The organism is Acidocella sp. (genome assembly GCF_035535915.1).
In the GTDB taxonomy this organism is placed as follows: domain Bacteria; phylum Pseudomonadota; class Alphaproteobacteria; order Acetobacterales; family Acetobacteraceae; genus Acidocella.
The window spans coordinates 1-11,160 of the sequence record NZ_DATLPB010000077.1; the positions used below are offsets into that span (position 1 = coordinate 1).

12 protein-coding genes are annotated in these 11,160 nt (G+C 65.0%); 11 read left to right on the forward strand and 1 reads right to left on the reverse strand.

What is annotated here, in order from left to right; translation table 11 throughout:
* Positions 1–189: 189 nt before the first annotated feature.
* The gene (locus tag VNC39_RS09265; protein ID WP_325398444.1) at positions 190–1,209 is read right to left on the reverse strand and encodes an aldo/keto reductase; all 1,020 of its coding nucleotides are present in this window, start codon (positions 1,207–1,209) and stop codon (positions 190–192) included.
* Positions 1,210–1,326: 117 nt separating this feature from the next.
* On the opposite strand from VNC39_RS09265, the gene VNC39_RS09270 reads away from it, so the two are divergent.
* The 11 genes from VNC39_RS09270 to VNC39_RS09320 all read left to right on the forward strand — a co-directional run bounded on the left by VNC39_RS09270 (position 1,327) and on the right by VNC39_RS09320 (position 11,145).
* Positions 1,327–1,821, forward strand: coding sequence for an invasion associated locus B family protein (locus VNC39_RS09270; RefSeq protein WP_325398446.1), 495 nt, complete (start codon positions 1,327–1,329; stop codon positions 1,819–1,821).
* Positions 1,812–2,969 carry a 23S rRNA (adenine(2503)-C(2))-methyltransferase RlmN gene (gene rlmN, locus VNC39_RS09275; RefSeq protein WP_325398448.1) on the forward strand — a complete coding sequence of 386 codons (1,158 nt, stop codon included), beginning with the start codon at positions 1,812–1,814 and terminating at the stop codon, positions 2,967–2,969. The genes VNC39_RS09270 and rlmN overlap by 10 nt, the downstream gene beginning before the upstream one ends.
* Before the next feature lie 226 nt (positions 2,970–3,195).
* On the forward strand, positions 3,196–3,888 hold the full coding sequence (locus VNC39_RS09280) for an SDR family oxidoreductase (RefSeq protein WP_325398450.1): 693 nt from the start codon (positions 3,196–3,198) through the stop codon (positions 3,886–3,888).
* 85 nt (positions 3,889–3,973) lie between these two features.
* A complete protein-coding gene (locus tag VNC39_RS09285) occupies positions 3,974–4,636 on the forward strand; it encodes a lysophospholipid acyltransferase family protein (protein WP_325398452.1) in 663 nt (220 codons plus the stop codon).
* Complete coding sequence (locus tag VNC39_RS09290) at positions 4,633–5,862, forward strand: 3-deoxy-D-manno-octulosonic acid transferase (RefSeq protein ID WP_325398454.1); 1,230 nt, start codon at positions 4,633–4,635, stop codon at positions 5,860–5,862. Before VNC39_RS09285 ends, VNC39_RS09290 begins: the two co-directional genes overlap by 4 nt.
* Positions 5,859–6,800, forward strand: a complete 942-nt coding sequence (gene lpxK, locus VNC39_RS09295) for a tetraacyldisaccharide 4'-kinase (RefSeq protein ID WP_325398456.1) — start codon at positions 5,859–5,861, stop codon at positions 6,798–6,800. The genes VNC39_RS09290 and lpxK overlap by 4 nt, the downstream gene beginning before the upstream one ends.
* Positions 6,797–7,711 carry a lysophospholipid acyltransferase family protein gene (locus VNC39_RS09300; RefSeq protein WP_325398458.1) on the forward strand — a complete coding sequence of 305 codons (915 nt, stop codon included), beginning with the start codon at positions 6,797–6,799 and terminating at the stop codon, positions 7,709–7,711. The genes lpxK and VNC39_RS09300 overlap by 4 nt, the downstream gene beginning before the upstream one ends.
* A 246-nt stretch (positions 7,712–7,957) precedes the next feature.
* Positions 7,958–8,404 (forward strand): YcgN family cysteine cluster protein, encoded by a 447-nt coding sequence (locus tag VNC39_RS09305; RefSeq protein ID WP_325398460.1) that lies wholly within the window; start codon positions 7,958–7,960, stop codon positions 8,402–8,404.
* On the forward strand, positions 8,401–9,105 hold the full coding sequence (locus VNC39_RS09310) for a M48 family metallopeptidase (RefSeq protein WP_325398462.1): 705 nt from the start codon (positions 8,401–8,403) through the stop codon (positions 9,103–9,105). Before VNC39_RS09305 ends, VNC39_RS09310 begins: the two co-directional genes overlap by 4 nt.
* Positions 9,106–9,175: 70 nt before the next feature.
* Positions 9,176–10,186, forward strand: coding sequence for a zinc-binding alcohol dehydrogenase family protein (locus VNC39_RS09315; RefSeq protein ID WP_325398464.1), 1,011 nt, complete (start codon positions 9,176–9,178; stop codon positions 10,184–10,186).
* Between the two features lie 5 nt (positions 10,187–10,191).
* Positions 10,192–11,145, forward strand: coding sequence for an aldo/keto reductase (locus VNC39_RS09320; RefSeq protein WP_325398466.1), 954 nt, complete (start codon positions 10,192–10,194; stop codon positions 11,143–11,145).
* The last annotated feature ends 15 nt before the right edge of the window (positions 11,146–11,160 follow it).

Here is an 11,160-nt window from a genome sequence, read left to right on the forward strand (position 1 = left end):
GCGATCGACCGCACGCTGGGATACTCCCAGAGGAAGCAAGTAGGCGCTTTTTGAAAAAAGCGCCGCAAAAACTTTTTTATGCTGGGCCATTGGCGTTGGAACCGGCAACGCCCATGGCCCAGATTCATAAAGTTTTTTTGCTTCTTTTTGTTCACAAAAAGAAGCGCTTATTTCCTTACTTCGCTTTCCTTACTTGTTCGGCTTCACCGGCCCAGTGCCGGCGCCGGACGAAGCGATCACCGCGCCGATTTCTTCCATGTCGTCGCGGGCAAGCGCCAGCGAGGCGGCGGCGAGCCAGCCATCCACCTGCTTCGGACCCCGCGCGCCGACGATGGCGGCGGTCACACCCGGCCAGGCCAGGGTCCACGCCACCGCCACCGAGGCGGTCGAGACGTTGTGGCGCGCCGCCACCTTCGCCATCGAAGCGGCCACGGCCAGGTTCTTGTCGAGATTCTCGGTGAACTCGGCATTGCGCGAGCGCCAGTCGTTTTTCGGAAGTGCTGCGACACGCTCCCGGCTGAAGGCGCCGGTGAGCAGGCCGGCCTGCATCGGGCTGTACACGATCACGCCGGTGTTGTGCTGGTGGCACCAGGCAAGTTCCTTGTCGCCGACCTCGCGCTTGATGGCGGAGAAAGGCGGCTGCAGCGTGTCGACATGGCCGAGCTTCTCGGCGGCCGTGAGCTGCTCGACATTATGGTTGGAAAGCCCGGCGGCGCGGATCTTGCCTTCCTTCTTCAGGTCCAGCAGCACCTGCCAATATTCTTCGACCGGGGTGCCGTCATTGGCAGGCCAGTGCATCTGGTACAGGTCGATCTGCTCGACTTCCAGGCGCTGCAGAGACCCTTCGACTTCCCGGCGGATGCTGGCCGGGGCGCCGACGCGCTTGGGCAGCTCGTTGGGGTTCGCCTTGTCGCCGATCAGGCCGCATTTCGTGAAAATGAACGGGCGCTCGGACTTCGGAATGTCGCGCATCGCGGCCGCCACGACTTCCTCAGAGCGGCCAAGGCCGTAGATCGCCGCCGTATCGATCCAGTTCACGCCACAGGACACGGCATGCTGGATCGCCTGGATGGAATCCTTGTCCTCCTGGTCACCCCAGCCGACCGCCCAATCGCCGCCGCCAATGGCCCAGGAGCCGAAGCCGACCCGTGTGATATTCATCCCGGTCTTGCCAAACGGAACGGTCGGCAGGCTCGTCTTCATGCTCATTTATCTCTCCATGAACTAATGTCCGTCGTATTTAGGCGTAGAGGTGATATTTCCAACCCTCCAAAGCGACAATCGGATGCTTGTGAGCGTCGACGTCTTTAGGGTATGGGATGGCCCATGAAAACGATCATCCCCGCGCTGTTTTTCCTTGCGCCCACTTTGGCTTTTGCCGCAGGCGGTCCGACGGCTCTGGGGCCGAATAACGGCAAGTTCGGCGACTGGACGGCCGCGACTTACGGCACCGGCGCAGACAAAGCCTGCTACGCCTTCACCAACGCCACGCATTCAGATCCGGCGATCGCCAAACGCGGAACGGTCATGCTCACCGTAACCGAGCGCCATGGCGTGCATGATGAGGTCACGCTGACCGCCGGCTACACCTATCCCAAGAATGCCAAGGTGACCGTCAGCGTAAACGGCCACCCGATCGATTTCTATACCCAGGGCGACACCGCCTTCACCGCCAACGGCCATGGCGCGGTTGAAGCCTTCCGTGGCGGCGCGAGCGCGGAAGCCCAGGGCACCACACCGCATGGCCATATGGTGACCGACGATTTCTCCCTGGGCGGCTTTTCTGACGCCTACAACGCCATCAGCGTGGCATGTCCATAACCGAACTCACCGCCACCGAACGCGAGCGGATTCTCGCCAAGGCCGCTTTGTTCGCGCCGCCTGCCAATGTGCTGCCGGACGGACGGCGGGATCTGGTGGGGCTGTCGCGCGAGGAACTCGCGGCGGAAATGGCGGAAGCCGGCGAAAAATCCTTCCGCGCCAAGCAGCTCTGGCACTGGATCTATCACCAGGGCGTGCGCGATTTCGCGGCGATGAGCACCATCGCCAAGCCGCTGCAGGACAAGCTCGCCAAGCGCTTCGTCATCGGACGGCCTGAGGTGGCGGCCGACCAGCTCTCGCAGGATGAGACGCGCAAATTCCTGTTCCGTTTCCGCGATCACGAAGCAGTAGAGACAGTATATATCCCGGACCCGGTGGAGGATCGCGGCGCCGTCTGCATCTCCTCGCAGGTCGGCTGCACCCTCTCCTGCCGGTTCTGCCATACCGGCACGCAGCGCCTGGCGCGCAATTTGTCGGCGGCGGAGATCGTCGGCCAGTTCATGGCCGCGCGCGACGCCTATGGCGAATGGCCGAGCCCGAAAAGCGAGACCCCGCGTCTGCTCTCCACCATCGTGCTGATGGGCATGGGCGAGCCGCTGTACAATTACGAAAACGTGGCGAAAGCCATGAAGATCATCATGGATGGCGAGGGCATCGCCTTGTCGCGGCGGCGCATTACCTTGTCCACTTCCGGCGTGGTGCCGATGATGGACCAGGCCGGTGAGGAGCTGGGCGTGAATCTCGCGGTCTCGCTGCATGCCGTGCGCGACGATCTGCGCGACGAGCTGGTGCCGCTCAACCGCAAATACCCGATTGCCGAGCTCATCGCCGCCTGCCGCCGCTATCCCGCGGCTTCCAATGCGCGGCGCATCACCTTCGAATATGTGATGCTCAAGGACCTGAACGATTCCGAGGCCGATGCGCGGGCGCTGGTGAAACTCATCGCCGGGCTGCCGGCGAAGGTGAACCTGATCCCGTTCAACCCCTGGCCGGGCAGCAAATACGAAACCAGCAGCCCAGCGGCGATCCGCAAATTCGCCGACATCGTGATGAATGCCGGCTATGCCTCGCCGGTGCGCACCCCGCGCGGCCAGGATATTCTGGCGGCATGCGGGCAACTTAAATCCGCAGTGCAATCGGCGGCGTAAGACGAAAGGCAAGGAAGGAAGCGCTTCTTTTTGTGAACAAAAAGAAGCAAAAAAACTTTATTTACTCTGGGCGGAGGGGCTGAAGGTTCCGACGGTGCGTAGCACCGTTGGAATAGCCCCGGAGGGCATGGGCGCTGTCGCCGACACAGTCCATGACCCAGCATAAACAAAAGTTTTTGCGCCGCTTTTTTCAAAAAGCGGCCTCTTTCTTATACGGAGTCCTAAAATGAGCGCATTCCTGGTTACCGGCGGCGCGCGGGGCATCGGTGCCGGCATCGCGGCACGGCTGGTCAAGGATGGCGCGACCGTGATCATCGCCGACAAGGAGCCGACCTCCCTTCCCGGCGCGCGTGGCGTCGTCTGCGACGTCTCCCGCGAAGACGACGTGCAAAGCCTCATTGACGGCATCGTCCGAACGGAAAAACGGCTGGACGGGATTGTCTGCAATGCCGGCTTCATGATCCGCAAGCCGGTTGAAGAATTGAACCTCGCAGAATGGTCCAGCGTGCTCGCCACCAACCTCACGAGCATTTTTCTACTGGTAAAGGCCGGCGCACAAAGGCTGCGCGCAGCCAAGGGATCGGTTGTCACCATCGCCTCCACCCGTGCGCACATGTCCGAGCCGAATACGGAATCATATGCCGCCAGCAAGGGAGGGGTGCTCGCCCTCACCCACGCCTTGGCGGTCAGTCTCGGCCCGGATATCCGCGTGAACTGCATCTCTCCGGGTTGGATCGACACCGGGCATTATCGCATCCGTCCCGAGGATCATGCCCAGCATCCCGCCGGCAGGATTGGCCGGGTGGAAGACGTGGCCAGCCTGGCCGCCTATTTGCTCGGACCGGACTCGGGCTTCATCACCGGCGCGGAATTCGTCGTCGATGGCGGCATGACGCGGAAGATGATCTACGAAGACTGACCGTCGCGCTCTGCCAGGTTCATTGGCAACCAACCTCCCTGGTCTTCGCTTTCCTTCGCGCGAGGCAGATGCTACCGCCCGCCACGTGAAGAAAATTTTGCAATCCGACTGGTTGCGGGAAGTGCTGGGCTGGCTGGCCGCACATTATCTGTTGCTGGTGGCAAAGACCCTGCGCTGGCGTATCGTCGGGGAGGCAGAACTCCAGGAGATGGCCACCGGCGCGCCGATGATCGTCGCCTTCTGGCATGAGACGATTCCCTCCATGCCGGTCTTCTGGCAGCAAGTGAAGCGGCGCGGCGTGGGCCGCCCGGCCGTGGCGCTGGCGAGCCGGCATCGTGACGGGCGGCTGATCGGGCGCGTCATCGAGCATATGGGCATAGGTTTGGTGTCGGGCTCCTCCTCGCGGGGTGGGGCGGCCGGGCTGCGCGGCTTGCTGAACGCGCTGAGCGCCGGCACGCATGTCGGGCTGACGCCGGATGGGCCGCGCGGGCCGCGCCGCGTCTGCGCGCCCGGTGTGGCGCAGTTGGCGGCTTTGAGCGGACGGCCCGTGCTGCCCTGCGCCGCGCTGACCAGCAACGCCAAAACTCTCAATTCCTGGGACAAAATGCGCCTGCCCTTGCCGTTCGGCCGCGGCGTGCTGGTCTGCGGAGAGCCGATCACCGTGCCGCGCGAAGACTGGGAAAACGGCGTCGAAACGGTCACGGCGGCGCTGAACGCCGCCATGGACCGCGCCGCGGGGCTGCTATGATCACCGCCTACCGCGTCGCCGGCCGGATCGCAGCACCTTATCTGCGCCGGCTGCTGCACCGGCGCGCCGCACGGGGCAAAGAGCTTCCGCCCCGTCTCGCCGAACGGTACGGGGTGACGCAAGCACCGCGCCCGGCCGGAAAGCTCATCTGGGTTCATGCCGCCAGCGTGGGGGAAACGATGTCCGTGCTGCCGGTGATCCAGGCCCTGGCCGGCAAGGCGGAAGTGCTGCTGACCACCGGCACCGTCACCTCCGCCAGCCTCGCCGCCGCCCGCCTGCCCGCGTTTGCCCGGCACCAGTTCGTGCCGCTGGACGTGCCGGGCTGGGGCAAGAGATTTTTCGACCATTGGCGGCCGGACGCGGCGGTGTTCGTGGAAAGCGAACTCTGGCCCGGCCTGCTCACCGAATGCGACCGGCGAGGAATTCCGCGCCTGCTGATCAATGCGCGGATGTCCGCGAGATCCGCGCGCAACTGGCAACGCGTGCCGTGGCTCGCGCGCCGCGTGCTGGCGCCATTTCGCCATGTGCATGCGCAGTCAACCGGAGATGCCGAGCATTTTCGCCGCCTCGGGCTGCGCAACGTGCTGGAATGGGGCAATTTGAAATTCTTCACCCCGCCTTTGCCGGTGGACGCTGACAAGCTGGCCGCCTTCCGCGGGCAAATTTCCGCGCCGCTCTGGCTCGCCGCCAGCACCCATCCCGGCGAAGAGGAGATCATCGTTCAGGCGCATCGCGCCTTGCTGGCGGATTTTGCCGACCTGGTCACAATCATCGTGCCGCGTCACCCCGAGCGCGGCGGCGAAATCACCGCGCTCGCCGGCGGTGCGCCGCGGCGTTCCTTAAACGAAGCGCCGCGCGCGGGGCAGGTTTACGTCGCCGACACGTTGGGTGAGCTGGGGCTCTTCTTCCGCGCGACCCCGTTTGCCTTCATCGGCAATTCTCTGGTCGGCTATGGCGGGCATAATCTGATCGAGCCGGCACAGCTTGGCCGCCCGGTCATCACCGGTCCGCATAACGAGAATTTTCTGCAGGCCGAGGCATTGCTGCGCGCCGCCGACGCTCTGGTCGAGGTGCAAGATGGCGTTGCCCTGACCGCGGCAATGCGAAGCTGGCTGCGGCAGCCGGACATGGCGGAAGCCGCCGGTCAGCGGGCCGTTGCCGCCCTGCGCACCGCAGAAGACCTGCCGCTTCGTCTGGCCGGGCTCATCCTCGGGGAAACAGAATGAAAGCGCCGGGCTTCTGGGCGAAACGCGGCTTGCTGGCATATCTGCTCGCGCCGCTCGGCACCATCACCGCCGCCGTTACCGCACGCCGTGTGGCAAAGCCCGGCTTTGTGCCGGGCATCAAAGTCATTTGCGTCGGCAATGCCGGCGTCGGCGGCGCCGGCAAGACGGTGGTGGCGCTGGATCTTCTCGGCCGGCTACGTGGCTCGCGTTTTGCCCTCACCCGCGGCTATCGCGGCCGGCTGGTGGGGCCGCTGCTGGTCAATCCCACGCTGCACACCGCCCGGGATGTCGGTGACGAGGCGCTGCTTCTGGCCGCCGCCGCTCCCACCATCCTGGCCCATGACCGCGCCGCCGGCGCAAGGCTGGCGCTGGCGGAAGGTGCCACCGTCATCGTCATGGATGACGGGCTGCAAAACCCCGCTCTGGCCAAGACATTGTCGCTGCTGGTGATCGATGGCGGCTACGGATTCGGCAATCTTTTGCCCCTCCCCGCCGGGCCGTTGCGCGAGACCCTGGCCGCCGCCGCCGCGCGCGTGCAGGCGGCGGTGCTGATCGGCGAGGATGAGACCGGCGCGCTTGCGCATCTGCCGGCCGCGCTGCCGGTGCTGCGGGCCCGGCAGGTGCCGGAAAGCGTGGTGGATCTGCGAGGGCGCAAAATCGTCGCCTTCGCCGGAATCGGCCGGCCGGCAAAATTTTTCGCCTCGGTGCGGGCTTTGGGGGGAAATCTGGTCGCCACCCATGAATTCCCCGATCATCACGTGTATAGAGCGAGCGACTCGGCGCGGCTTCTCGGCGACGCCTCGGCTCAGGGAGCGCAATTGGTGACGACGGCAAAGGACTATGTGAAACTGCCCGACACGCTGCGGGCGGCCAGCGCGGTGGTCACGGTGCGCCTGCACTGGGACGACGAAGCGGCGCTGGAGCGGCTGCTGGCATGAGCGACCGCGATGTGAAGACCGTGCCATTGGCGCATAAGGCCGAAGCCGCCTTGGTGCGCACGGCCTTGGCGCTGTTCCGCGCGTTGCCACCTGCCACGGCGTCGCGCCTCGGCGGCGGCGTGGCCAGAGCGATCGGCCCGCTGATCCCGGTCTCGAAAGTGGCCGACCGCAACCTGCAAGCGGCGATGCCCGAACTCGACGCCGCCGCACGCAGGCGAATCGTCGCCGAAGTATGGGAAAATCTCGGCAGCACGGTTGCCGAGCTGGCGCAGATCGGCAATCTGCACGAGACGGCATCGGGCCCCGGCTATTACGTCACCGGCTGGGACGAGCATGTCGCCCCGGCGCTGGAGCCCGGCAAGCCAACGATTTTTTTCACCGGCCATATCGGCAATTGGGAGATCATCCCGCCCGCCGCCTATGCGCGCGGCGTGGATATCGGCTTCATGTACCGCGCCGCCAGCAACAGCCTGGTCAACGACATCATCCTGCGCCTGCGCGAAGCGAATTTTCAGCGCAAGGTGACGATGTTCCCGAAAGGCGGCAGCGGCGCCCGCCAGGCCTATGCGCATATGATGCGCGGCCAGAATCTCGGCCTGCTCATGGACCAGAAGCTCGATAACGGCATCGCCGTGCCGTTCTTCGGCCGCCCGGCGATGACCGGCCCGGCGCTGGCAAGCTTCGCCCTCAAATTCAAATGCCCGGTCTTCCCCGTGCGGGCGGTGCGCGAGGGCCCGGCCCGGCTCCACGTGATCTACGACGCGCCGATGACGCTGCCCGATAGCGGCGACAAGGAACGCGACGTGCTCACCATGACCACGGATATGAACGATATCCTCGAGCGCTGGATCCGCGAGACACCCGGCGCCTGGCTCTGGCTGCACCGCCGCTGGCCGAAGACGCCGCGCTAGCAGGAAAGGAAGCGCTACTTTTTGTGAACAAAAAGTAGCAAAAAAACTTTATTTACGCTGGGCGGAGGGGCTGAAGGTTCCGGCGGTGCGTAGCACCGTTGGAATAGCCCCGGAGGGCATGGGCGTTGTCGCCGACACAGCCCATGACCCAGCGTAAACAAAAGTTTTTGCGCCGCTTTTTTCAAAAAGCGGCTTGCTTTCTTCTGGTCTGGCAGTCCGCCGCCCGGCAAGATAAAGTGACGGACGATGGGATTCTGGCACGACAAGACACTGGCGGAGATGAGCAAGGCTGAGTGGGAATCCCTCTGCGATGGCTGCGGCCGCTGTTGCCTGCACAAGCTCCGCGACGAGGATACCGACGAGCTCAGTTTCACCAATGTCGCCTGCGGGCTGCTGGATTTGAAAACCGCGCGCTGCAGCGATTATGCGCGGCGGCGGACCAAAATTCCCGATTGCGTGCAACTGACCCCGAAAAAGTTGAAAACAGTGGACTGGCTGCCACCAAGCTGCGCCTATCGACGGCTGCAGGAGGGCAAGGACCTGCCCTCCTGGCATCCGTTGATCACCGGGCGCGCGGAAAGCGTGATCGAGGCCGGGGCCAGCGCCGCCGGGCGGGCGATCAGCGAGCGCGACGCCGGCCCGCTGGAACATCATCTCGTCGAATGGCCCGGCCAGCTCCCGCGCCGGCCATGAGCGTGCCGCTCGCCACAGAGCTGGTGCCCATCCAAGGTGCGCTGGCCCAGGTGGCGTTCCGCCGCTCCACGCGGGCGCGCAAAATCTCACTCCGCATCGATCCGGCCCTGGGTGGCGTGGTCATCACCTTGCCGCAACGCGCCTCGCGCCGCGCCGGTCTGGCGCTGTTGCAGATGCATGAGGCCTGGGTGGCGGAGCGGCTGGCATCCCTGCCCAACGCCCTGCCCTTTGTGCCCGGCGCACTGGTGCCGGTGCGCGGCGCACCGCATGAAATCTGCCCGGCGCCAAGCGGGCGCGGCGGCGCCTGGATCGAGGATGGGCGCATCCTGGTCACCGGCCAGTCCGAATTTCTCGGCCGCCGTGTGGCCGACTGCCTGAAGCGTCTGGCCCGCCAGGAGCTGACCGCGCAGGCCGCCGCCAAGGCCCGGCTGGCCGGGCTCAACCCCAAATGCGTCCGCATCAAGGACACGCGCACGCGCTGGGGATCCTGCGCGCCGGATGGCACCCTCGCCTTTTGCTGGCGTCTGATCTGCGCGCCGGATTTCGTACAGGATTATGTCGTCGGCCACGAGGTCGCGCATTTGCGGCACATGAATCACGGCAGGCTTTTCTGGGCGCTGACCGACGAACTCACCCCGCACCGGGCCGTCGCCAGCGCCTGGCTCGACCGCCACGGCCCGGCCCTATTGAGGATCGGCTGATTGGTCTTATCTGTCAGCGGTGTGAACCGCCGCGCCGTTCGCCGTTCGCAAAAACAGAAAGAGTCCGTTCATGAAAGTCGTCGCCTTTACCCACTCCAAGCCGGTCACCGATCCCGAAGCGCTGCTTGACCTTGAGGTCGCCGTTCCGGTGCCGCGCCATCACGACCTGCTGGTGGAAGTCAAAGCCGTGTCCGTAAACCCGGTCGACACGAAGCTCCGCCTGGGCGGTGAGCCGCTGGGCGAGCCACGCGTGCTCGGCTTCGACGCCGCCGGCATCGTGCGCGCCATCGGCCCGGAGGCGCAGAATTTCGCGGTCGGTGACGAAGTGTTCTATGCCGGCGTGCCGACCCGGCCCGGCACGAACGCCGAATTCCACCTGGTCGACCATCGCATCGTCGGCCACAAGCCGAAGACGCTGAACTTCGCCGAGGCGGCGGCGCTGCCGCTCACCTCGCTCACCGCCTGGGAGATGCTGTTCGACCGCTTCCGCATCCCGCGCAGCGAGGAAGCGCGCGGCACGCTGCTGATCGTCGGCGGCGCCGGCGGCGTCGGCTCCATGGCCATCCAGCTCGCCGCGAAGCTCACCGGCCTCACCATCGTCGCCACCGCCTCGCGGCCGGAGACCGCGCAATGGTGCCGCGAGCTCGGCGCCCATCATGTGATCAACCACCACGAGGACATGGCGGCGCAGTTCGCGGCGCACGGCCTGGCCGCACCGAACTATATTTTCTGCGTCACGAATCAGCGCACGCATTTCAAAAAGCTGACGGAACTGCTCGCCCCCGAAGGCGCCATCGGTATCATCGAGTCCAACACCGGCACGATCGACATCTCCACGCTGATCCGCAAATGCGGCACGCTGCATACCGAATACATGTTCGCCCGCGGCGTGCTGCACACCCCGACCATGGAGCAGCAGCACCTCATCCTCGAGGCGATCTCACACCTCGTCGATAACGGCACGTTAAAGACGACGATGACCGGGCATTACGGCGCCATCAACGCGGCGAATCTCAAGCGCGCGCATGCGGCCGTCGAGGCCGGCAGCGTTCGCGGCAAAATCGTTCTGGAAGGGTTTTGATAAAAATGCAGATGAAAGAGCTGGGCCGGTCGGGACTGAAGCTTCCCGCCATCATGTTCGGCGGCAATGTGTTCGGATGGACCGCCGACACCGCAGCCTCGTTCCGGCTGCTGGACGCGCTGATGGATGCCGGGCTGAACGCCATCGACACGGCGGACGCCTATTCGCGCTGGGTACCGGGCCATAAAGGCGGCGAGTCCGAGGCGATCATGGGCGTGTGGATGAAAGAACGCCGCAACCGCGACAAGGTGATCGTCGCCACCAAGGTCGGCATGGATCTCGGCGAAGGCAAGAGCGGGCTTTCGGCCAAACGGATCGAATATGCCGTGGAAGCGTCGCTGATCCGGCTGCAAACCGATTATATCGACCTCTACCAGGCGCATAAGGATGACGAGGCGACCCCGCTCGAGGAGACGCTGGAAGCCTTCGGCAAGCTGGTGAAGGCCGGCAAGGTGCGCGTGCTCGGTGCCTCGAACTATACGGCGCCGCGTCTGGCCCAGGCTCTAGCCGTGTCGGAAAAGCTTGGCCTGCCGCGCTACGAATCGCTGCAGCCGCATTACAATCTGGTGGAACGGGCGATTTTCGAGGATGCGCTCGGCCCGCTCTGCCGCGAGAAGCAGGTCGGCGTGATCAGCTATTACAGCCTCGCCTCCGGCTTCCTCTCCGGAAAATATCGCAGCGCCGCCGACGCCCAGAGCAAGGCGCGCAGTGCCGGCGTGCAGAAATACCTCAACGAGAAGGGCTTTGCCCTGCTGAAGGTGCTGGACGCCCAGGCGGCGCGGCTTGGCGCCACCCCGGCGCAGATCGCCCTGGCCTGGCTGATCGCCCGGCCGGAAGTGACCGCGCCGATCGCCAGCGCCACCAGCCTTGAACAATTGCAGGATCTGGAGAAAGCCGCGCGCCTGACCCTGGACGCCGAGGCCATCCAAGCGCTGGACGCCGCCAGCGCCGGTTTCTGAGGGAACTCTGAAGCT

Excerpts from the sequence above, each read along its gene's own strand:
- VNC39_RS09300 (WP_325398458.1), top strand. The coding sequence starts at position 6,797 with ATGAGCGACCGCGATGTGAAGACCGTGCCATTGGCGCATAAGGCCGAA.
- VNC39_RS09270 (WP_325398446.1), top strand. The coding sequence starts at position 1,327 with ATGAAAACGATCATCCCCGCGCTGTTTTTCCTTGCGCCCACTTTGGCT.
- lpxK (WP_325398456.1), top strand. The coding sequence starts at position 5,859 with ATGAAAGCGCCGGGCTTCTGGGCGAAACGCGGCTTGCTGGCATATCTG.
- VNC39_RS09320 (WP_325398466.1), top strand. The coding sequence starts at position 10,192 with ATGCAGATGAAAGAGCTGGGCCGGTCGGGACTGAAGCTTCCCGCCATC.
- VNC39_RS09310 (WP_325398462.1), top strand. The coding sequence starts at position 8,401 with ATGAGCGTGCCGCTCGCCACAGAGCTGGTGCCCATCCAAGGTGCGCTG.
- VNC39_RS09290 (WP_325398454.1), top strand. The coding sequence starts at position 4,633 with ATGATCACCGCCTACCGCGTCGCCGGCCGGATCGCAGCACCTTATCTG.
- VNC39_RS09280 (WP_325398450.1), top strand. The coding sequence starts at position 3,196 with ATGAGCGCATTCCTGGTTACCGGCGGCGCGCGGGGCATCGGTGCCGGC.
- rlmN (WP_325398448.1), top strand. The coding sequence starts at position 1,812 with ATGTCCATAACCGAACTCACCGCCACCGAACGCGAGCGGATTCTCGCC.
- VNC39_RS09315 (WP_325398464.1), top strand. The coding sequence starts at position 9,176 with ATGAAAGTCGTCGCCTTTACCCACTCCAAGCCGGTCACCGATCCCGAA.
- VNC39_RS09305 (WP_325398460.1), top strand. The coding sequence starts at position 7,958 with ATGGGATTCTGGCACGACAAGACACTGGCGGAGATGAGCAAGGCTGAG.
- VNC39_RS09265 (WP_325398444.1), bottom strand. The coding sequence starts at position 1,209 with ATGAGCATGAAGACGAGCCTGCCGACCGTTCCGTTTGGCAAGACCGGG.